Source organism: Ferrimonas marina, from assembly GCF_900129905.1.
GTDB classification, from domain to species: Bacteria; Pseudomonadota; Gammaproteobacteria; order Enterobacterales; family Shewanellaceae; genus Ferrimonas; species Ferrimonas marina.
The window spans coordinates 540,895-561,328 of sequence record NZ_FQXG01000003.1; the positions used below are offsets into that span (position 1 = coordinate 540,895).

The following is a 20,434-nucleotide window of genomic DNA, read 5'->3' on the forward strand; positions in this document are numbered from 1 at the left end:
GGCACATTGCAGAGCAGCAGGGCGCTCAGCCATCGGCCTGGCCGATTGTGGTGATCGGCGCTGGGGTTGGCCGGCTTTTTCGCGGTGCTGGGTAAGCTGGAATTAGGTCGCAAAGAGGCGGCACCGAACGAGAGGAGAGTTTTGATGAGTGTGTTAGTTTCCCGGCCGGCGCCAGATTTCACTGCCGCGGCAGTGTTGGGCAATGGAGAAATCGTGGATCGGTTTAACCTGGCGGAAGAGATTAAAGGGCAGCCCGCGGTGCTGTTCTTCTACCCGCTGGATTTCACCTTTGTGTGCCCGTCGGAGCTTATCGCGTTCGACAAGCGCATGGCGGAGTTTGAGCAACGTGGAGTTAAGGTCATTGCCGTGTCCATCGATTCGCAGTTCAGCCACAACGCCTGGCGCAAGACCGCGGTAGAGCAGGGCGGTATCGGACCTGTACGCTACCCCATGTTGGCGGACGTGCGCCATGAGATTTGCCGGGCTTACGACGTTGAGCACCCCCAGGACGGTGTGGCCTTTAGGGCATCGTTCCTGATAGACAAACAGGGTGTGGTGCGCCACCAGGTGGTCAACGACCTGCCGCTGGGCCGCAATGTCGATGAGATGCTGCGGATGATCGATGCCCTGCAGTTCCACGAAGAGCATGGTGAGGTGTGCCCGGCACAATGGGAGAAGGGCAAGCAGGGTATGGACGCGTCGCCAGACGGCGTAGCCCGGTTCCTGGCCGGCAATGCTGACGATCTCTGACTGGAGAATCGTACGCTCTGATAACAGCGGGCCTTGGGCCCGCTTTTTCGTGCTGGGGTGCTCGGGGTTCGGTCATGGCCGGGGTATGATGAAGGTAAGTGACTGATCGTTATGGATAGAACCTATGAACCGTGTGCCTGACTACTACATCTGGTATGACTTTGAGGCCAGCACCACCGAGGTCGATGGCATAGGCGTTACCCAGGTAGCGCTTATTGTTACTGATGGTAATTTGAACGAAATTGAGCGGTTTGAAATGAAGTGTCGTCTCGGTGACGACATCATCCCTCACCCGGGTGCCGTTTTGGTGACCGGGCACACGCCCCAGTCCCTGGCAGAGTTTCCCTCTGACTATGAGGTAGCCGAAAAGACTCGCGAACTGCTGCTTAAATACGATGGTGCGTGTCTTGCCGGTTACAACTCAAGTAACTTCGATGATGAGGTCATGCGCCGTTGGATGTATCGTAATCTGATGCCGCCTTATGACCACGAGTGGAAGATGGGCAGGTCTCGGTTAGATCTGCTGCCTGTGTTGCGCATGGTGCACGCGCTGGCTCCGGGAGTCTTCAAATGGCCAACGAAGGAAGTAGAGAATCCCGACGGGACCATTGGCGAAGGGGTCTCTTTTAAGCTGGACCAGTTGTCCGGACTCAACGGGATCGAGCACGAAAACGCCCACGATGCTTTGGCCGATGTGGAGTGCCTAATTAAGATTTCCCAGATGATTCGGGAGCGCGTTCCGTTGGTATGGGAGGCGGCACTGAAGTGTCGAGACTGGGCATACAACAACACGATCATCGATGGTGGTAAGCCGTTCCTGATGACCTCCCCATACCTCAACAAGACCAACTATTTTGGCTTGTTCATGAACGTCGCGTCGAGTGGGAAGAAGGAGCGTTACGTTTACAATCTGATGGTTGACCCTGCACAGTTCGATGGGCTGTCTGAACAGGAGATCGTCGATCTCATTTACTCGAAAAAAGAGGACATGCCAGAAGGCATTGAGCGGCCCGGTCTGACAAAGGTGAAAACCAATGGTGTTCCCCAGGTGTTCCCAACCAGGTTGCCAACTGGCGAAATGGTGCTGAGCCCAGAGACTATGTCCCACTGCAGCCTTGACGGGCAGGCAATAAGAGCCAACGCCAAAGCCCTAATGGAGAGGCGCAAGACATGGGAGCGCGTGGTCACTTTGCTGATGGCCAAAGAGTTTGACCCAAAGCCAGACTGGCCTGATTACGACCTCTACTCGGGTGGCTTCCTGAGTCGCGATGAAACTCATCGCATAGAGCAAGCTTTATCCCGTCCAATCGAGGAGCGAGTCGCTTTCGCTGAGTTGGATACCCGCGTCGGAAGGATCGTGTTCCTGCAGATCGGTCGTGCCGATCCCGACCTCTTCAATGAGGAGCAGCGCGAGCAGTGGGACCGGTTCGTCCGGGAGAAGCTATCAGGATCTGACAAATACCCTGGGTACACCATTGACCAGTGTGTGCAGGATATTGCTCAAATTAAGCGTGAACGCGACCTCACTGAGCAGCAAGTTGCTCAACTTGACGATCTGCTGGCCTACTGCAAAGAGATCAAGGAAAAGTACCAGGTCCCAGAGCCCAGTCGTGCCAAAGAGCAAGCTGAGTTGTCGATCTAGGCTATGAGTGAAGTCGTAAAGTTAGAGGCTGGGCATCGGTATAAGGCCGTAATTCCGGATCACGAGCATGTCATTAGCGACAATGAGTTGGCCAGCTTTGCCGAGCAGGTAAAGCTTATCGAGGTGCTGCCAAAGTCTGATCAGGTCGTCGCTGTCGATTGTGTTAGCTCGGAAATCCAGGAGATGCCAGCGCACCTTGCCCTGGATGAGGGCTGGCTACTTCGCAATCTGAGGTCGACAAAAGAGGGTTAGCTCCGCAAGCATTCCTCGCAGTTCACGCCTCTGGAGGTTGAAGGGTGGTTTCCGTAAATTTCGCAATATAGGTTCGGCTGGGAAGTCAGCGCCGGGGGCAGTGTGATCTCTTGGCGCGTTATCTTTTCAAGGGGGTTTCAGTGATCGAACGATTGGATGTACCAGAAGGGCACACCGTGCTGCTGGTGGGCGATTTGCATGGCCACTACGGCAGGCTCATTGAAGCCCTGCGCTACCTGGGGTACCTGAGAAGCCGAACACGCCCTCGATTGTTCGAGAACATCACATTGGTGAGCCTGGGCGACTTGGTCGACCGCGGGCCTGACTCTGCCAGGCTGGTTAACCTGTTCACCTCTAGTGACCCGGGGTACAAGATGGTTCGCGGTAATCACGAGCAGATGGTGATCGACAGTGGTCACTGCGAGGACACGGCGGAGCTGCATAAGGTCAACGGGGGTCGTTGGTTCCACGACCTTGAGCCAGATGCTCAAGTTGAGATCCGGACTAAGCTGGCACGAGTGCCGGTGGCCATGGAGATCCGCTTTTCAGAAGCCAGCGTGGTGGGAGCTGTTCATGCTGAGGTGCCGGTGCTTGCCGGAGTAACCTGGTCTGAGTGGTTGAATGCGCTTGATCGTGAGGAAGGTCTGGGTGAACTGACCCGCGAAGAGTTGGTTGAGAAGGCCCTGTGGGGCAGGGAGGTGTCAGAGATGTCCAAAGCACCGCCGGTGCCTGGAATCGACTTGGTGGCCATGGGCCACACCGCCTATTTGCGTGGGCCGCGGCGAGACGGCAACCGCTTGTACCTGGACACCAGGGCATACCAAAGTGAGTGGCCCAACTGCTACCTGACCCTACTGGCGCTATCTGTGGAGGAGGGCGAGTTGACCCAGGAACTGCTCTGCTGCAGCTTTGTGGATGGGGTGTGTGAGCTGGTGAGTGCCCCTAATGAGGCTCAGTGCTGATAGCCGCCGGGCAGGCTAATCGGGACACCGCCAATACCCTCTATGACTTCTTCTTGAGTGGGTAGCGACTGCACCACTTCATCAGCCGCCAAATCTGCTGCTAGGGTTACATCATCGATGACGTTCCCAGCCTGTTTTTTTAAGGCCTCCCATGTATCGTCGAACCGGTCTCCTACTTGCTTGGCCAGGTCTGTCAGGTCGTCTTCTAGACCGGTGTGCTCTGCAAGTACAGCGAGGCCGTAGCCAACTACCACCGAAGCGATGATGATGCCCGAAGCAGGACCGAGGGCGACTGCGCCGGCGACCACCGCTTTCTTTCCTAGGGCCCGTACAAGCAAAAGCATTGCCTGTTCTAGGGTGTGGGTCACTAAGCCGCTTCCCAATGCTATAGCCGCCTGTGCAGCGGCTCGGCTAGTGTCTCCATCCATAGCAGTGGTTATAGGTTTGGCTAAAGCAACAAAGACACCCATCTTCGATGGGGGAGAAAGCACCTTGCCCTTGAGAACTTTGCGGGTGGTGATGTTGATGTGTTGGGCCTTGCTCTCTATTAGCAATCTCAATGCCCCGTACTTACCATCAAGCTTGATCATCTCTGTTTTTCGTATCACGACAAAGCGCAACGTGACCCTAACCTGCAGCTCCAAGCGTCGCAGTGTTTCAGCAGCCTCTTTGGCGCTGCTTATTGCTTGCAGTGTTTGGGCCAAGGCGTCAGGCAGGTCAGGGGCGGCCCGCTTTAGCAGTTCCCAGTCTATGTAGACGTCGTCCTGGTGGGCGGGCATCGGAACGCCGGCCATAATGTGCGGTTGCCCTCGACGATGGCCTGATGTGGGAGCGCTGACTGGCCCCTCTGTTGCACCAGTCAGCGGTGCAGTTAAGACAGATTTCCCCTTGTTCATCGTTCTCTGGGGACACTCAGCCCCTGCGTGATTTCGAGCAACTGAAGCGGAGCTAGCTCGAGGTCAGATGCTGAGCCTTGCCAGGAGATCATGGCGTTGTCGGGATTAAACGGCCCCAGCGGGCTAATGCCGTCGTACACCATCCAGTGGCCGTCCTGAAGGGGCTTTGAGGTTGATACCTCGATGAACTGACCATCAATGTGCCGGGCAGCGAAGGTGGTGTTAGGTACCGGTATATAGGTCACCGCGTTGCCATAGGACGCCGCTTTTGCGCCGATAAGTCGACGTTGAGCTTGTCGCTCCAGCAGTTCCTCTGCCCTGAGGGCCTCGGAGTACGGTTCGGTCGCCGGGTTGGCGCCGAGCTGAGAGTCGACATAGGAGGAGGTGCTGGGCAGGCGGATAAAGAACGTAGCTAGGGCCTGTTGCCTTAGTTGAATTCGATTGACCAGCTCCCGGAGGCTGTCAGCTTTGCGGCCTTCATTCTCGCTGACGGTGATGGCCTCAAACTTGAGGTAGTCTTGCCGGAGAGCAGCCTCTACAAACTGCAGTACCCGCTCCTGCAGCGTAGAGCTTAGGTCATCATTGCCGAAGTCAAACGGGGCACAGAAGTCCTGAAGGTCGCGTACGAAATGATCGAAGTCGTTTAGTTTGTAGGTCGTTTTGTGCCGGATCCCTGTGCCTTGTACCAGCTCAAAGGGGTGAGTCAGCTGCAGTGCCAGGTCGTCGAGGTACACGCCAGCCAGGTAGGTGTTATACAGTCGGTGGAACATCAGGTTCAGGCTGGCGCCTTGGTTGATGTTTTGGATTTCTGTCGTGATAGATTCCGACGTTTCTGAGGAGACTGTCTCGGTCAGTTCGGTAGTGACTTCGTCCTTGATCGAGCGGCTTACCCGTCGTGAGGACTGCTGTGACCGCCCCTCCACTTCGCGGAGGAAAGTGTTCAGTGAGCTACTGTCGGTGCTGCTGTTGGTAAAGCTGGCAGAGCCGCTAAATCCAGCGTATGAGCCGCCAGCACTGACAGTTGAAGAAGACGTGTTACTTGAGCTGGCGTTGGCGTCGCTTTTCATCTCATCTTCTAGTGCTGCTTCGAAACTGCTCTCATCAGTTTCTACCAAGTCCTGGAAAGAACGGATGCTTCGTCGCTTGTCGGTCTTCTGGCTGAAGGACCGAGTGTAAGTCATTGACCTTGACTCACCAGGCGCCAATGCGATGGACTTAACCAGTTCCCCAAGCTCAGTTCCCGCCAACACCTTACGGTGCGAGATCCCTTCCAGGACGTGGACGTCTGGCAGTGCGACCGGGGTAAATCCTGGCATGGGCTTGATGATCACCTGGTACCTGACTAGCACCCGCCCACCGTCACGAAAACTGGGGTCGTATTCTGGAATAAAAAGGGCCGTCCTGAGGCGGTATCGCTCATCGACACGGCAACGCTGCATGATTGCCACAAGGCTTTCACTGTGCTGGTTGAAGTAACCGCCATCGGCTTCTTCGAGCATGTGGACGCTATAGTTTTCTCTCAGCAAATCGTTCCTTAGGATTTCCCAGGGCTCATCCCCAATCCCAACGGCGTCAAACCGGGTGTAACTGGACTTGCGTTTGCGCGTGTAGTGAACAGTGACGGGTATCCGCTTTGTGCTGCGGCTCAGTCCCAGGAACCCACTGCGCACTGTCTTGTACCTAAATTCAGTTCTCTTGTGGTAGGTCTTCCACTCGGTTTTGACCGTGCGTTCGAGATAGAGGTTACCGGGTTGGGGGACTGGAACGGCTATATCTCTGATCCTCGGTGGTGCATTGGCAACGTCCTTGTAAGGCTTGTACATGCCACCGCCGTCAGACTGGGGTGCCTCAAGGAAGAGCCTATAGCCGAGTTGCTGGGCATCTCCCTGAAGTTCTACCAATTGCTGCTGGATAGCATGCAATCTCTGTTTGGTGCGAGTGATCTGCTGGATGACGGAATGGGTTTTCACCAACGTCAGCGCTTCAAACTCTTGCTCGTTTCCAAGAGTATCGAGCCACTTTGATTGGATCTCAGATACGGGTACCAGCGTTTCCTGCTCAGCTTTTAACGCTTGGTATCGTTCAAGAATAGTCCGGGTTTCCAGCCGTCCCAGTGAGTGAGTCTGGCCTTCGGGTGAGTAGTCGTCACTCTGATTATCCCCGGGGTCAAGGGAGACCATCGCAAACACAGTGGCTTGTTGCCATACCGCTTCCCATTCCTCCTGGGAGGAGGGGCGTGGAATGGTGGTCCCTTTGCTGAGGTCGGTAGGGGTGCTTTGGTTGTCGCTTTCAGATTCCTGAATTGCTGCGTAGACGCGCCCACTCAATCCATCTCGGATAAGCAGGGTGTTCTCGGGCAGTTTGGCACGGGTGTACTGCTCTTCCGGCGATTGCGCTGAATAGAACCGGAACGCCAGCAGGTTGTGTCTAAAGGCTGGGTTCTCTTTAGCGGTGTCAATCGGTTCAGGATCGCCCACGAAGATTACTCCGTGCTTCGCCGGGTCGTAGCTGAAGATCAGTTCTGACGTGTCAATCGGTTCTGCAGACACCATCCAGTCCCTCTCAACTATGCTCCGTACCTTGCTGGGTTTTATGGAGTCTTCCGTATTGAGAATGTGCTTAACAAAGTCCAAGAAGAACACCGGGTCCTTAAGCTCGATTGGAGGGAGGGTTGGGTTCGGCAGGTCAAGGATGGGACGCTCCGGATCAAAGTCCACAACCGGGCCTCCGAGGTCAGGCGCCGGCGGGGTGAATGGGAAGCCTGGTACATCCGGTAGGACCGGTATTGGCGCTTCGAGGAATGCCGGTGCCAGAGTGTCAGTTCTGACCTTCTGGAACTGGATGGCGATCGGCAAAGTGATGTCACCGCGGATACTTGGTTTTACTTTGACCGCAGCTGCAACTTTGGACCATGCCCCTTCGTAGTCTTTGGCAAAGTCCACTGGCCCGCCAAAAAAGAGTGCATAGGATTCGCCGTCATTTGTCAGCACTAAGCTGGTCAATCCACTATCTGGTTGTTTTGGCCAGGCGTAGGCAATCACGGGGGGCAGTGATACCGGTTGAAAATGGGTGTACTGCCTGTCATCGATAAAAGCTGAAATCGATAAGTTGGTAAAGGGATTACCGCCCCAGCTTTGTTCAAACATGGCGCGCAGGAACCGGAATTCTGTATCTCGCCCATAGATGCTTGCAGGAACAATGCTCTCCCAGTCAACAGGAAGTAGGCGGTAGCGGGTCATGCGGATCCGCTCATCAGTGAAGTTGAGTCTTGTTGCAAGATGCTTGAGAACAGGATCTTCAGACGCCTTATCCCGAGTTACAAGATTTTGGAAGTACCCGGGGGGGTGAATGGCCATGGCAGGCTGCAAGTTCGTGGTGGCCTGATTCTTTAGCGTTGTTTGAAGCGAATGGAGACTTGGCAGTGCTTGGGTCATGGCATCTTTGAGCTGAGCTGGGAGATGCGCAAGATTTTAGAAACACTTCAGGCTGGTCATGCGATAGGGGAGTAAAACGGGGAGTTAGCCCCTCCTATGGTGGTGATAAAAGAGGGGCATTAACATGGGTGTTGCGATTAACGGCAGTGGTGGGGGTGAGCTAATTCCCATTGGCGAGTTAGCGCCTAGGCCCGGGTGCTGCTAGAAGCTAGTGCGGGGCCCTTGGTCATGCCGGCACTTAATTCACAGTCAATACCGCAGCGCCAGACGTGGCCGGTTCTGAGGTCGTTGCTACGCGCCTCAATCACCTTTCCGCACTGACACCGTGCCTGGTAGTCAGGGTAACCAGGCGCATGATCGTCGAGGGGCCCAATGACCTTAAGCAGGCCAAACTCGGTACCGCCGAGGATCTCTTTGTAGTTGTACTTGCGAGCGACGGCTGCAGCGTGCTCTCGGCGGTGGCAGCCACAGCTCTTGGTGCGTCCTGAGGTGACGTTCCAGTTGCGGCTTTCGAACTGGGTACCGCAGTCACACTCGAACAACGACATCGACTCACCGGATGTCACTTCCAGGTTCCTGATCACGGTAAGGCGACCGTATTTGGCGCCGTTCTCTAGCGTCTTGCGACGCCGCGACTTCTTAATGCTCATGGAGACAACTCGCTTCCAGGCTGGGAATTCGTGCTATTGCTGTTCTAGTAGTGTTGGATCCAGCGGGGTCCAGTTTGGCAGGGGGAAGCGTTGTTGCTTGAGGAACATGGCGATGCGATCGACCTCCTCCGTTTTAACGAACCACTGCTGGTAATCCTGGCCGTTCTTGCCGTAGATCTGCAGGCGCCCGTGGCTGACTCCGCCCTCGATAGCGTAAACGTGGCTAGTGTCTATCCCGCAATCCAGGCCCCACTCGGAAATCATGTCGCCATGGCGGATCACCAGTGAGGGTGTAGCGTTGTCTTCGCCACAAAGGCTCAGCGCCAGGGTCGGCCCCTCTACCAGTTTCACTTCCATAATTGGACGCTCTGCTGGGCGGTTGTCTTCGACCTCGCATTCTTGCTGGGTCACACCAATTTCATCAAAGAAGGCCTGGAGAACCCGGCCACTGCCGGAGTGGAGCGCCCAGGACTGGCCATTGAGGCTTCGCGGGCGAATGCTCTGGATCTGGAACTCAGTACATGGCTTGCCGGACAGTGGCAAAGCGCTCGCACTGGAGGTGATATTCATCTTCGCATCTAGGGCCCACTGGCTACTCAGGCCATCGTGGTAGATCGCCAGCAGTGGGTAATCGTCACCCTCGTTGAGCAACAGCAGTTCCAGCTCAAGGCCGGACAACAATCGGATGGTGGTTTTCTTAGGCATGATCAACAGGACTCCCTTAACGCTGGTGAAACTAGCAGTAGTCAGCCCTTAATACCATCCGCTAGTGGTTGCTCCCCTTTGCATGCCTGGATTTACTACCCCCAGTGCCCGTATGGTGGGGTCCAGTATTCCCCCGCATCACACATAATGTGTTGAAAAAGTTTAATCGACACTCTAGCTTTTGTTGAGCCTATTCGGACCCACCGCCTACTGCATGGACAGCGCGAGTCAGCGACTATCACTTCGAAAGGGAACGTCGAATGTTTACCTTAAAGAAAGAGATTGACACCACTGAATTAATAAAATGGTGCACTGCAATTTTCGGGGCCGCAGTTGCATTCATAGTGGTCAGCCTGAACGAAATAGAAAATGATAACAACCGACTCAAGCTCGAATTGGCATTGGCCAAAAGGGAAGCTCTGGTCAATGTTGCTACATACCGCCCGCAGTTAAGAATCCATTACACAAATCAAATGGACCAAAATCAAAAGGCTATCAGCATCAGGGTGTTCATAGAATCCATTTCCAATTTTCCCGTCTATTTTCACCAACTATTGATCACGCTCTATGATAAAGATGGCATCGAGCTAGAGGTGGCCTCATATCGGGTCGAGGGCCTATCTTCCTTTAGTGGCCTTATAAGCCCTGGCATCCCATTTCAAGTTTCGTACAAAGTACATTTAACCCAGCCCACAGCGAGGCCCCCCCACTACGTAGGGGTCACATATTATGTTGATGCTGATGAGTTGATCGCTGAAATCTTCAAAAGCTATTTATCCACGTTCGAAGACGACAATATTAATAATTGGGCGCAAACAGCAGAGAAAAAGGAGTTTAAATATAGAGAGCGAATTTATCCATGGGGTGACAACCCTATCTGGGAGTCTTTTTTGAGCAATCCCGGTTGATCGCTTGGGGCACGACAGTCAAATAATAGGACCATCATCGTGAGCAGAGATAATTCAGAGAGGATTTCCGCATACTTGAAGAGGAAGTTTTCACCTGTATGCACTTATGAGGGAATAATAATCCTTAGCTGGGTCTTGGGGGTGGCTTTATCATTCATCTTCGCCATGGTTTGGATATACAACCTTTACACCGAGACAGACTACCTTACCCAACGCTATGTATCGGTAGCAATTGCGTTAATCTTCCTTTTGCTTGCAAGGTCTTTAGTGCGAGTCATCTGGATTAGTTTGCCTGCAAGCCTCCCAAGGCCAGTTTTTAAGGTTATCGAGTACCTTTCTGGCTTTGTGATTTCTTGCTTTCTATTTCTTATTCTTTACGTGATCTATTTGCTTGGGTGGCTTCAAATCATTCCATCACAGAAGAGCATAGAAAATCATACTTCTATCATGGCTGCAGAGCGCGAAAACAACGAACAAAAAAAAGAAATCACTCTCTTTGCAAAGAGAGTGTCAAGAGAGTTTGTTCAATGTGAGGTTGGAATTGATTGTACGTATCACAGTTTCAGTGATCTGAGTTGGTTCAAGGCTTTGATCAGCGATCTAGATGAGCGGGAGACTCGTTGCAGTGAAACCGGCAATTGGTGTGCTGTTATTAGGTGGAAGGAGTACAAACAGCCTGGTTTTTATGCTGACTACAAAGGTTATGCAAAATCTATCACTTTTTCCGAGATGAAAAGTGGGCTTGAATTCATAGCGAAAGGTATTGGGGTGGAGCATAGTGGTGCATTTCTCAAGCCTGATATCTTAATAGCAATCAACAGGGCAATAGAAGAAAATGAGTCCTCAGTAAGAACCGATGAGGAGTTATCATTAGAAGATGACAGACATTTAAAGATAACCGACTTTTTGCGCTTCGCGACATTGGATGAGTGCGAATTAGAATCAAGTGAAATGGTACCAAAAGAACCGGTTGACGAAAGACTAATTAAAACATTTCAGATATTGGCATTCCTTGCTCTTTTCTTTATGGGCCATTATATATACCCGCATGAAATGGACGATAAAAAAACCTCAGGGAAAGATGAGTAATGATTGCGATGAAAAACACCTGAGTCCTAAGCCCGAATTTGTACCACCTACTGTATTTTACCTGACCACCAGGGTGGATCAAGTGTGGGGTGCTTGAGTTAAAAACAAAGTAAAAGCACTGCGTATGGCATGTGCATTCGGCGATCTGCGTCCTTGTTCACTCAAACCGGTCTCTGAGGATTCATGGCTGATCCTACGATCAGCGATACCTATGTGTCGTTACACAACAGTGCCTGTACCGAAATCAATGGAGGCCCGTTATGCCGTTCGGAAAATCGAGTTCTAAGCACTCAGTCGTTCAGATGCAGTATGCGGATGCGAGGCCTGAAATGCGCCCAGGAGACGTAATCGCCTTCGGGGGAAAGGGTCACTTTTCAGAAATCATCAAACTTGGGACCCTAAGCGACGTATCCCACGTCGGGGTGATTTTGCAAACCAAGATCCCGACAGAGGATGAGGCCGACACACGGTTCTTCAACCAGATCATCGAATCAACCTCCCTGCATGGATTCAATGGGGTTCAGATCAATCGTTTCAGCGACCGGCTTGCCGCCTACGAAGGAGAGCTTTGGTGGTTGCCGCTGAGAAAGGAAATCCGTGAGGGGCGATTTGACCAGAAAGCGTTCTATGACTTTCTGTTCAACCAGGCTAGAGAGCGCAAGGGCTACGATATGCCGCAGGCTATAAGGTCAGCCTTGGACGCACTGGATCAGTTGCCCTTTGGTGCGGATGGGCCTACCTACAATCGAGAGGATTTCTCCCGATTCTTCTGTAGTGAGTTGGTTGCCGCAGGACTGGAAATGGCTGGCGCCGTGGGGGCGGTGAATGCATCGGAAGTGACACCGATTGATCTGTGTCGTTGGGGTATCTACGAGGATACCTACTATCAGCTCAAGGGGGACCCGGGCAAGTCCATCTCCAGGTTCAATACGGTTACGCCCATCTAGTAGCAGACGGGTGCCCCCGGGACTGTTGTTGTGCCCAGATATCCGCCAACCGGTGTCACAATGGGATCAATGGCTGGTCGTTGATAGTAAAACTACCGTACACTGTATGGGTGTACAGGTTACGGTGTTTTGTTGACCGCAATTGATCTTGGGGGGTTGGATTGGCAGGTATCAAGGGGTTTGCGTCGCCGGCGCGCAGTTACGAAGGTAATCAGCTGTCGCTGGACCAGTTAGTGATTGAAAAGCCGCACGCCACCATCTTTTGCGAGGCCAGTGGAGACGGCATGGCCGGAGCGGGGATCTTGAATGGCTCAGTGCTGATCATTGAGCGCGGGTTCCGAGAACGCCATGGCGATCTGGTGCTGGCAGTCGTTGATGGTGAGCACCTGGTACGTCGTGTCGATGAGATGAACCAGTTGCTGGTTGCGGAACCGCTACCGGGTGATGAGACCGGCTACCCAGCGGTTGGCCTAGGCCGTTCTGGTGAGGTGGTGATTGAGGGGGTGGTGATCGGCTGCCTGAACCGTTACCGATGATTTACCTGATCGATGCCAACGCGTTCTACTGTGGTGCCGAGGCCTCCGTCGATCCCAGTCTGCGTAACCTGACCAACGGACACATCGTGCTGACCAACTCAGATGGCTGTGTCTGCGCGGCGACCAAGCCGGCTCTGGCCATCCTCGGTAAGAAATTCCAACCTTACTTCCAGATTGAGGGCCTGGTAGAGCAACATGGGATCCGGGTTCACTCCTCAAACTATGAGCTCTATGCCGCGGTCTCCCAGCGGATGAATGAGACATTGCGTAGCTTCGGCCCGGCCAGACATCACGTCTACAGCATCGATGAGACGTTCCAGGAATACTACGGCATCACTGATCACCACCAACTGGCCCGGGCCATCCGCCAGCGTGTCTGGAAAGAGCAGAGGATCCCAATGGGTGTGGGCGTTGGGCCCACCTACGTGCTGGCGAAGGCCGCCAATCACGCAGCCAAGCGGTTAGAGGGCTACCGGGGCATTGCGGTGATCGACAACGACCATGAACGACGCCGGATCCTGGCCCAGATGAAGTTGACGGATGTCTGGGGCATTGGTTCCAGGTTGGCAGCTCGGATGGAGGCCATTGGCTTGCGCACTGCGCTGGATCTGAGCCAACAGCAACCCCAGCAGATGCGCCGGCAGTTCAGCGTCAACGTCGAGCGCATCGTCCGTGAGTTGAACGGCGAACTGGCCATGGGATTTGACGAAGTGCCACCGCCAGCAAAGGAGATCTGCAGTTCCTTGACGGTGAAGGCGCGCCTGACTGATCTTGTCAGCTTCCGACAGGCCATGGCACTGCGTGTCGAGTACGCCGCAGAGCGGTTGCGACGCCAGGGTCAGATGTGTGAGGTGATCAGCGTATTTGCCTATGCCAGTCAGGGGGACCGCGAGCGTGGCAATGGCTTTTCGGCCTCTAAGGTGATCCAGTTGCCGGTGGCCACCGACGACACCCGCACGCTGGTCAGCAAAGTCATGACAGAGGTAGAGGCCATGTGGCGACCCGGGGCCCGCGTTGCGAAGCACGGTGTGATCCTCAGCGGACTATCGAACGCCAGCAGCAGTCAAATGAGCCTGTTTGAGGCGCCGCCAGCGAACTCGGGACCGCTGATGAAGGCAATGGACGACATCAACGCCCGGTTTGGCTCTGGCGCCCTACAAACGGCCGCCACTGGTATGTTAGATAGGGCAGAGCTAAACCACCGGCAATTCCTGTCGAAAAACCCACTTACCCGCTGGAGCGACATCCCAAAGGCTCGCTGCTAAGGCGGACTTGAAGACCCCGCCACGAGAGGGTAGAGTCTTTGTGAACGGTTCACAAAGAGGCACTCCATGAGCGATACCCATCCGCTGCAAACCTACGTCCAAGAGCAGGACTACATCTACTTGCGTAACTGGGCGAATAGAAAGCTCATGAGCCCGCTGGAGTTTAGCCTGCTGGTGAAAGAGGAAGTCACTGATCGTGAAGCGGTGGCATCAAGGCTACGCAGCATCCAAGACAAAGATGTAGCATCACTCGCAGCTCTGCTTTGCGAAGTGTGCTCCGAGCCAGCGCTCAAGCGTCTGTACGCCAGTGCCCGCAAGGCACGCTCTAATAAGGACAAGAGGTACAGCGAACGGGAGATGAAGCAGCTAAACGTTTCGACTGAAGTGCGCAACGAAATCAACCGATTAGCAGAGAAGGAAGAGTGCAAAAGCGTCGATGAGTTCTTGCGGTCCCGGTTTGCGCCAGGTAAGCACAACCTGAGCCTAGATGAGGACGTCGCGGGCAAACTGCAGGAGCAAGCTGAGGCGGCCGGCCAAAGTCTGGATCAGTATCTCTACAACCTGCTTAAGAAATAGCCCGTATATACCTAAGTATATCTAGTGCTAGGGGAGGGATGGCGGTGAGAGAGGGATTCGAACCCTCGATGAGCTATTAACCCATACGCCCTTAGCAGGGGCGCGCCTTCAGCCACTCGGCCATCTCACCGTAAACGTTCTGCTGGGCACCGCGAAAATGCGCGATACCCTTGGAATTGGTTGCGGGGGCCGGATTTGAACCGACGACCTTCGGGTTATGAGCCCGACGAGCTACCAGGCTGCTCCACCCCGCGTCCGTTAAAGAGACTCTAACTCAACCCAGAGAATGAGGTCAACCACGGGCCATCTCATGTGCTGGATAATGCTGCAACAGCGCCGCTGGATTGAATAACCGGAACAACAACTCTTGGCGGACGACCTGCGCCAGCTTTTCGCCACTAGCGATGTCCGGGATTAGGTCAGCGATGAACTCGTCAAGGAACCGCTTGCGGCCGGGTCCATAGAGGGTTTCCAGGTATTCGTAGATCAGCTTGTCGAGCTCAACCGTAGTGGTTTTGTCGGCAGTTACCTGAACAAGTTTGCGGCCGTAGTAGTGACTTAGGGCGCTCGCGTCGCGTGTCCCAATTTTGTCGGCGATGCCTGGGACGGTTTCTAGCAAAATGGCGACCTTAAGGGCGTGCCGGACCTGGTCTTTGCTGACACCACTAGCTAGGAGTGAGTAGATCTGGGTCCGGGCTTCCGTCTTGGCCGCGGCAAAGGCAGTGACTGGGCAATGCCCTTGGTTCTGTGCATCCTGATGCCAAGAGAAGAGGTAGTAGCTGTCAATGGAGGTTGAGGTGGGGTTGCCCCCGGGCGGGTTGTAAGCGATTTTGGTCTTTTGGCTCTTGAAAAAGGGGGTGGTAATGCTCATGCAGGATTTCTTAGGTTCCGATTGGGTGTGAAGATAATAACCAGAAGAAATGGATTGTCACGCCCGCATATCCAAGCCGGAAAAGGCTCTTGACATACGGCTCAGTGGTGCACCTATAAGCCTTTGAATAAATTGATGGAACAATTATACCACCAAAGACAGTCACGCCTTGCTGGCGTTCTTAATAGATGTGCGGGGGAGGATCCAATGACTTTTCCTTTTGAGCCCTTGGTATATATGCGTTTCAGGAGCGAAACCATGAACCTGAGCGAAATAAGATTCAGCGCAGAGGTATGGACATCGCCTCCACCTTTGAGTCGATCCCGGTTACACCAGTCACTAGGAGCAGTGATGAAAAGAAGATCTGGCAGCGCCAGAACGTGAGCCAGATCCCGAATATACCATTAGGTTCTGTCAGTCAGGCACGTACCAGATGGTTGTGCGCACGCGCCAGGTCTCTTGCTTCAATGCCCAAGTGAGACTGGGCGGCACCGGCGACGATATCATGCAACTCATCTGGTAGGCGCTTTGATCGGTCCTCATTAAAGAGATTGCGATACACGAACCCGACTTTATTTTCGTGAGTGGACGTCTCGCGTTGGGCATCCTTAAGCGCATCAATGCAGTATTGGATATTAGCTTGATATGCTCCAAGTGTTTCAAAAAAGTCGCTGGTAGCACACATCAGGTCACGACTCCGACCGAACTGCGTATATTTGTCGTCATCTAGAACAAGATAAAGTTGGTCAGTATGCTCTTGTGCATATTCACGGATCCGCTTTTCTGCGATGGCCTTTAGATCAGGGTCGATTCTGATATCAGAGAAGTAACCATGGCAAACCAGGGTAAGGTCTTCTAGGGACGTATTTGATACTGGGAGGATCGCTCCGGCGACATCAAACTCCACGCGGCCCTTCTCGTAATCAAACTTGTCTTTCGGTCGGTTTCTAAAGAACACCGCCTCATCAATATAGAACCGCACACGCTGGCCGTTCTTGTCCTTTAGATCGAATGAGAACCTGGCTTTCTCAGCGAGAGCATTGTATAGCTTTTCGGCATCGGAACGATTATGGACTGGAAGCGCGTACCCGCCCCTCAAGTTGGCCGATAAACCCACAGTGGGAGAAACGGCTTTCGCTTCAGGTGGGAAACTGCGTTTGCCGCGTTCAGCTACTTCAATCGCTTCTTTGGTTGAATCATAGAGAAGGTTGTTGTTGAACCTTTTGGACACCACTTGCAACGTTTTAAAGTCTTCAGTGAGCTGTATGATATTGGTCTTGTTCGTCACAACCTACCCCTTATCCAAGTTCCGGCGCTGCACTGCGCGCCTGGCTGAGATCACGGAAGTTCTCTGAGACATGTGCTTCTAAGAGGGCCATGTGCTCTTCGCTAATAGTGCTGCGCTTTTCCAGGATTGAGCGTGCGAAGACAGCACTACCTGGTGCCTTCGGATTCAATGCCAGAAGCTTGCAGGCCGCCAGGGCCGTATCAGACAATCGCTGACTTTGCTCAAAGGATTTGTTGATGAATTGATGGGCGTCACGCATGCATGGGTCGATATCACCCGTCAAAAGTAGTGGGGAGTGCCACTTGTGGCCGACTGGGGTTTTGCGACCAGTTCTGCACTGTTTGGCGAGGTCACTGGCATAGTCGTTCTTCACGTGCTCAAGAAACTTCGCGAATTTGGTATCCAGTTTGTCTTTATCCAGTGCCAGCCCTTCGTGGCTAAAGAGAACCAGGTAGCGGTTGTCTTCGTGGGGGTGCCGTAACATTAGTGCATTCACCGGGAACCGATCTGCTTCGAACGAGGCGTTTGGTTCCTCAATTTCCAAGCTGCCGTAGCTGACCTTGCCGGCCTGGGGTCGAGCCTCTGGCTCCAAGCATCCAATAGAGTATGTCTTAGATTGGCAGGAAAAAGGAAAGTGCTTTGTAAGCGCGTGAAAGGCCTCAGTCGCTTCCGCTTCGCTGTCGCACACCAGGGTCCAATCACTGAGCTGTTGTTTAAATCCAGGAATGGCCCCGGCGCTTAAAGATGTTGGTGCTTTGAATCCCTGAACACTAGGTGATAGCAATGCACGACTAGTGCTTGATGCATCTGCAGGGGTGCCAGAATGCAGCCCTAAGTCTTTGATCAGCTGTTGGCAAAAGGACCGAAGTTTATTGGGAGTCATCTGACTTTTCCTTGTGGTATTAATGAGCCCGCTCAACGGACTGTTGGTTCTTATGGAATTGCTGTACCCCTCTGCGGAGGAGGTCGGCCTTGGTCGGTTCGGAAATCGCTAGGCTCTTAATCGCATCTGCGATTTCTTTTATGCTGGATAGTCCAATCCTGAACGAGTTTAAGCGTGCACAGTGATCGTTGAGGTAGGAGTTAGCGGTTAGGGTATTTCGGGCCTGTTCAAGGATCTTTAGCGTCCCTGGGGGGTGCCGGTATTGTTTCTGATGACGTGTACTGATGTGCTCCCTTAGATCCTCGAACATTTCAGTGGAGAGGACGACATTGAAGGCAGCTAGTTGTTGCGCCAAGGCAACGCCAGTCAATTGGACCCCTTCAGGGTTGTAGATGACGATCTTGTGATTAGGCCAGTCCGGGTGGGGCGCTTTAACCATTGTTGGAGTGATGCTGGTTAGCGAAGCATCACCGTCTTCATCAAGGGTAAACATAGCCGAGGCGTACTCCACGGAGGCATCCTCATGGCAAAGTGGGGCTGCGCTGGCCTGGTACTTTCTGAATGCTTCATCAGCTGCTGGACCATCAGGGAAGATGGCGATGATATCGTTTTCCTTTTTTGTGTAGGTGTAGTCGCCTAATTGGAATTCATAGCCGGAGTCTTCGAAAAGTAGTGCGCTGTCTTTATTCGTTTGGTCGACGAAGGCCTGGAGCAGGTCAGAAGCCATAATTAATACTCGATACAGTGCTTACTCAAATAATAACCCTTGGGCCGGGATGACGGGTGAAACCCATTGGGTTCAGGGGAGTAGTAACGGCTGAGTGGTAAAATTAATGGAAGAGAAGGTGCATCGAGTGAAGACGTCATGCAGGGTAAGGATATCGCGCAACAAAACCTGGGGCAGCCAACATTAGGCCAGTTTTGCGCTGAGGCGGAGAAGCGGGGCTTGTACCTACCGATGATAGGCCCGGCTAATGTAGAGGCGGTGGTTGCTGAGGTTATGCTCCAACTCAGCGATTACAACCTAGACCACGGATTCAAAGAGGACAGCAAGGGTCCGTTGGCGGATCTCAAGCTCGATGTCCCTCTTCCTAATATGGATGAGCGAAAGGACGGCTTTGACCGGACCTACCAGACCAGGATCTTCTTCGATGCAGACAAGGTGCGTCGAGGCTCTGTCCTTGGGCCAGTTGTGCTGGAATGCCTGGCCATGGCCGGCTATGGCCGAAAAGATAGGGGAAGTGGTCGGTTAGGGTATTTGTTTGAATGGCCCGCTGTCCGGGGCAATAAAGAAGACAAGACTCGAATTGAGGTCGAGAGCGAGGAGGGGTTGCGGGCGGCGCTGCAATCCGACTGCGTGCGGATGTTCCGCGCACTTGTGGATTACACCAAGAGCCTGAAAAGGCGGGGGGAGCGCGGTGAAAGCATTGGCTGGAGCCCCGGCAAGGTGCTTACTGCCAAACAGGTAAGGACCAAGCTGGCCCTGCCCATTGAGTTAGCGTACCCAGAAATGCTCAGCAGCAACCTGGAAAACCAGCGCTGCCTGAATCCGGGGCCAGAGTTGTGGCCAGATCCAAAGCTATAGCCAGGAAGGATTCGTGTGCTAGTATGACCGCTACGCGTTAATGGTACGAAAAACAATCTATGGAACAGAGCCATATAGCCTATAAGGATCGCTTGAAGCAGTTGGTGATCGATACACCAAGGGGCCGGGCGTTGGACCCTAACTACACTCCGGTGCAGGCTCAGCTGCCGATCCCTTACAGTCGCACCGGTTGCTTGCAGGTGTTGCATCGCATCACTCAGCGCTACCCAGAACTGGTTGACCTCCCCTTGGATCACATTAGAAAAGCGAGCAGTTCGCCGCTACAGCTCACCGCGGCCCTGGACAAAATCGCTCATGCAGCCCTGGATCGAAAGTACGTGCTCATCTACGACTGAGCGCCGTTGAAAAGTTGAAGTTGGAGATCACCGTTGTTCATCCCTGATCTGCTGTACCGGACCGTACACGCTACCCATTACCAGCGCGTGTTTTTCGTCGGAGACATCCACGGCGACTTCACACTGCTATCCCACGCTCTCCGTGACGTTCGATTCAGCGATTCTGATCTGCTGGTGGCTTGTGGTGATCTCATCGATAGAGGCCCGCAGAGTCTCGAGGTACTGGAGTTCTTTCTGGACAACGAGAACGCCGTTTCTGTCCTGGGGATCCACGAGTCAATGGCCCTGCAGGCCTTGTTCGATGACGATCCTGATGACCAGCGCGAGTGGTTTGGCGCCGGTGGAGAATGGTCAGATGCGGTAGACCGCCATCGGCTTGAATCTGCGCTAAAGCAGGCGCTGGAGGAGTTCCCTGTGGCCATGGAGGTGATTACGCCGGGTGTCTGTGTCGGTGTGGTCCATGCCGAGATCCCGTTTGACAGCTGGGATGAGTTTCGAGACTTCCTTGTGCTGCGCGACCCCGCTGAGTGGAAGAAAGGGCGTCGGGACATCTCATCCAAATTTCCCCGCGGGCGCCTCATCAAGCAGGCCTTGAAGGGCAAATCGCGGATCGAGAGCGGTGAGTCCGCCAGCATCGAGGGTATTGGTATGGTAGTGGCCGGCCATACCCCAGTGGCCCGGGCAAAGCAGCTCGGAAACCAGGTGTGGTTGGACACCGGAGCTGGCTATCCTGACAGGGAAGGGGCGGGCCTTAGCCTGCTCGAGATCGGTCCTGATGCTAAGCGGGTACGTCACTACTCATCGCTGCTCCATGGGGCAAAGCAGAGGACGTAATTAAT

20 protein-coding genes and 2 tRNA genes are annotated in these 20,434 nt (G+C 53.8%); 12 read left to right on the top strand and 10 right to left on the bottom strand.

What is annotated here, in order from left to right; all coding sequences use genetic code 11:
- Window positions 1-144 precede the first annotated feature (144 nt).
- The 3 genes from BUC04_RS09925 (at window position 145) to BUC04_RS09940 (ending at window position 3,606) form a co-directional block, all read left to right on the top strand.
- Window positions 145-750: a peroxiredoxin gene (locus BUC04_RS09925; protein ID WP_067655028.1), complete on the top strand. Its 606-nt coding sequence runs from the start codon at window positions 145-147 to the stop codon at window positions 748-750.
- A gap of 124 nt (window positions 751-874) precedes the next feature.
- A complete protein-coding gene (gene sbcB / locus BUC04_RS09930; protein WP_067655025.1) occupies window positions 875-2,392 on the top strand; it encodes an exodeoxyribonuclease I in 1,518 nt (505 codons plus the stop codon).
- A 392-nt stretch (window positions 2,393-2,784) separates the two neighbouring features.
- Window positions 2,785-3,606 (top strand): metallophosphoesterase, encoded by an 822-nt coding sequence (locus BUC04_RS09940; protein WP_067655021.1) that lies wholly within the window; start codon window positions 2,785-2,787, stop codon window positions 3,604-3,606.
- Here BUC04_RS09940 and BUC04_RS09945 read toward each other — a convergent pair.
- The 4 genes from BUC04_RS09945 to BUC04_RS09960 form a co-directional block, all read right to left on the bottom strand.
- Window positions 3,597-4,400, bottom strand: coding sequence for a hypothetical protein (locus BUC04_RS09945; protein WP_067655019.1), 804 nt, complete (start codon window positions 4,398-4,400; stop codon window positions 3,597-3,599). The genes BUC04_RS09940 and BUC04_RS09945 overlap by 10 nt on opposite strands.
- 98 nt (window positions 4,401-4,498) lie before the next feature.
- Window positions 4,499-7,936: a hypothetical protein gene (locus BUC04_RS09950; RefSeq protein WP_143165668.1), complete on the bottom strand. Its 3,438-nt coding sequence runs from the start codon at window positions 7,934-7,936 to the stop codon at window positions 4,499-4,501.
- A 185-nt stretch (window positions 7,937-8,121) separates the two neighbouring features.
- Window positions 8,122-8,586 (bottom strand): hypothetical protein, encoded by a 465-nt coding sequence (locus tag BUC04_RS09955; protein WP_067655013.1) that lies wholly within the window; start codon window positions 8,584-8,586, stop codon window positions 8,122-8,124.
- Between the two features lie 33 nt (window positions 8,587-8,619).
- Entirely contained in the window at window positions 8,620-9,291 is a 672-nt protein-coding gene (locus BUC04_RS09960; RefSeq protein ID WP_143165669.1) for a hypothetical protein, read from the bottom strand.
- 260 nt (window positions 9,292-9,551) lie between these two features.
- Here BUC04_RS09960 and BUC04_RS09965 point away from each other — a divergent pair, with 260 nt between their 5' ends.
- From BUC04_RS09965 to BUC04_RS09990, 6 genes are all read left to right on the top strand, one after another.
- Entirely contained in the window at window positions 9,552-10,199 is a 648-nt protein-coding gene (locus BUC04_RS09965; protein WP_067655009.1) for a hypothetical protein, read from the top strand.
- 39 nt (window positions 10,200-10,238) lie between these two features.
- Window positions 10,239-11,288: a hypothetical protein gene (locus tag BUC04_RS09970; RefSeq protein WP_143165670.1), complete on the top strand. Its 1,050-nt coding sequence runs from the start codon at window positions 10,239-10,241 to the stop codon at window positions 11,286-11,288.
- A 260-nt stretch (window positions 11,289-11,548) separates the two neighbouring features.
- Complete coding sequence (locus BUC04_RS09975; RefSeq protein WP_067655003.1) at window positions 11,549-12,235, top strand: hypothetical protein; 687 nt, start codon at window positions 11,549-11,551, stop codon at window positions 12,233-12,235.
- A 161-nt stretch (window positions 12,236-12,396) separates the two neighbouring features.
- The gene (locus tag BUC04_RS09980) at window positions 12,397-12,771 is read left to right on the top strand and encodes a S24 family peptidase (RefSeq protein WP_067655000.1); all 375 of its coding nucleotides are present in this window, start codon (window positions 12,397-12,399) and stop codon (window positions 12,769-12,771) included.
- Window positions 12,768-14,036 carry a Y-family DNA polymerase gene (locus tag BUC04_RS09985; RefSeq protein ID WP_067654997.1) on the top strand — a complete coding sequence of 423 codons (1,269 nt, stop codon included), beginning with the start codon at window positions 12,768-12,770 and terminating at the stop codon, window positions 14,034-14,036. The genes BUC04_RS09980 and BUC04_RS09985 overlap by 4 nt, the downstream gene beginning before the upstream one ends.
- A 66-nt stretch (window positions 14,037-14,102) precedes the next feature.
- Window positions 14,103-14,612, top strand: a complete 510-nt coding sequence (locus BUC04_RS09990; protein WP_067654991.1) for a hypothetical protein — start codon at window positions 14,103-14,105, stop codon at window positions 14,610-14,612.
- 39 nt (window positions 14,613-14,651) lie between these two features.
- On the opposite strand, the gene BUC04_RS09995 is transcribed toward BUC04_RS09990, so the two are convergent.
- The 6 genes from BUC04_RS09995 to BUC04_RS10020 all read right to left on the bottom strand — a co-directional run bounded on the left by BUC04_RS09995 (window position 14,652) and on the right by BUC04_RS10020 (window position 18,381).
- Window positions 14,652-14,742: transfer RNA gene (locus BUC04_RS09995), tRNA-Ser, on the bottom strand.
- A 47-nt stretch (window positions 14,743-14,789) separates the two neighbouring features.
- Window positions 14,790-14,866 (bottom strand) — tRNA-Met (locus BUC04_RS10000).
- A gap of 38 nt (window positions 14,867-14,904) precedes the next feature.
- Window positions 14,905-15,483, bottom strand: coding sequence for a hypothetical protein (locus BUC04_RS10005; RefSeq protein WP_067654988.1), 579 nt, complete (start codon window positions 15,481-15,483; stop codon window positions 14,905-14,907).
- 418 nt (window positions 15,484-15,901) lie between these two features.
- Entirely contained in the window at window positions 15,902-16,771 is an 870-nt protein-coding gene (locus BUC04_RS10010; protein ID WP_067654985.1) for a hypothetical protein, read from the bottom strand.
- A gap of 10 nt (window positions 16,772-16,781) precedes the next feature.
- Complete coding sequence (locus tag BUC04_RS10015; protein ID WP_067654982.1) at window positions 16,782-17,654, bottom strand: hypothetical protein; 873 nt, start codon at window positions 17,652-17,654, stop codon at window positions 16,782-16,784.
- 19 nt (window positions 17,655-17,673) lie between these two features.
- Entirely contained in the window at window positions 17,674-18,381 is a 708-nt protein-coding gene (locus BUC04_RS10020) for a hypothetical protein (RefSeq protein ID WP_067654980.1), read from the bottom strand.
- A 138-nt stretch (window positions 18,382-18,519) separates the two neighbouring features.
- Here BUC04_RS10020 and BUC04_RS10025 point away from each other — a divergent pair, with 138 nt between their 5' ends.
- From BUC04_RS10025 to BUC04_RS10035, 3 genes are all read left to right on the top strand, one after another.
- Complete coding sequence (locus BUC04_RS10025; protein WP_067654977.1) at window positions 18,520-19,239, top strand: hypothetical protein; 720 nt, start codon at window positions 18,520-18,522, stop codon at window positions 19,237-19,239.
- A gap of 131 nt (window positions 19,240-19,370) precedes the next feature.
- Window positions 19,371-19,595: a hypothetical protein gene (locus BUC04_RS10030; protein ID WP_143165671.1), complete on the top strand. Its 225-nt coding sequence runs from the start codon at window positions 19,371-19,373 to the stop codon at window positions 19,593-19,595.
- A gap of 33 nt (window positions 19,596-19,628) precedes the next feature.
- Window positions 19,629-20,429, top strand: a complete 801-nt coding sequence (locus BUC04_RS10035; RefSeq protein ID WP_067654966.1) for a metallophosphoesterase — start codon at window positions 19,629-19,631, stop codon at window positions 20,427-20,429.
- Window positions 20,430-20,434: the final 5 nt, after the last annotated feature.

Bases quoted from the DNA above. Each gene is read 5' to 3' on its own strand.
- BUC04_RS10015 (WP_067654982.1), bottom strand. From the start codon at position 17,654: ATGACTCCCAATAAACTTCGGTCCTTTTGCCAACAGCTGATCAAAGAC.
- BUC04_RS09945 (WP_067655019.1), bottom strand. From the start codon at position 4,400: ATGGCCGGCGTTCCGATGCCCGCCCACCAGGACGACGTCTACATAGAC.
- BUC04_RS09975 (WP_067655003.1), top strand. From the start codon at position 11,549: ATGCCGTTCGGAAAATCGAGTTCTAAGCACTCAGTCGTTCAGATGCAG.
- BUC04_RS09965 (WP_067655009.1), top strand. From the start codon at position 9,552: ATGTTTACCTTAAAGAAAGAGATTGACACCACTGAATTAATAAAATGG.
- BUC04_RS10005 (WP_067654988.1), bottom strand. From the start codon at position 15,483: ATGAGCATTACCACCCCCTTTTTCAAGAGCCAAAAGACCAAAATCGCT.
- BUC04_RS10020 (WP_067654980.1), bottom strand. From the start codon at position 18,381: ATGGCTTCTGACCTGCTCCAGGCCTTCGTCGACCAAACGAATAAAGAC.
- BUC04_RS09925 (WP_067655028.1), top strand. From the start codon at position 145: ATGAGTGTGTTAGTTTCCCGGCCGGCGCCAGATTTCACTGCCGCGGCA.
- BUC04_RS09985 (WP_067654997.1), top strand. From the start codon at position 12,768: ATGATTTACCTGATCGATGCCAACGCGTTCTACTGTGGTGCCGAGGCC.
- BUC04_RS09960 (WP_143165669.1), bottom strand. From the start codon at position 9,291: ATGCCTAAGAAAACCACCATCCGATTGTTGTCCGGCCTTGAGCTGGAA.
- BUC04_RS09955 (WP_067655013.1), bottom strand. From the start codon at position 8,586: ATGAGCATTAAGAAGTCGCGGCGTCGCAAGACGCTAGAGAACGGCGCC.
- BUC04_RS10025 (WP_067654977.1), top strand. From the start codon at position 18,520: ATGCAGGGTAAGGATATCGCGCAACAAAACCTGGGGCAGCCAACATTA.
- BUC04_RS09990 (WP_067654991.1), top strand. From the start codon at position 14,103: ATGAGCGATACCCATCCGCTGCAAACCTACGTCCAAGAGCAGGACTAC.
- BUC04_RS09950 (WP_143165668.1), bottom strand. From the start codon at position 7,936: ATGACCCAAGCACTGCCAAGTCTCCATTCGCTTCAAACAACGCTAAAG.
- sbcB (WP_067655025.1), top strand. From the start codon at position 875: ATGAACCGTGTGCCTGACTACTACATCTGGTATGACTTTGAGGCCAGC.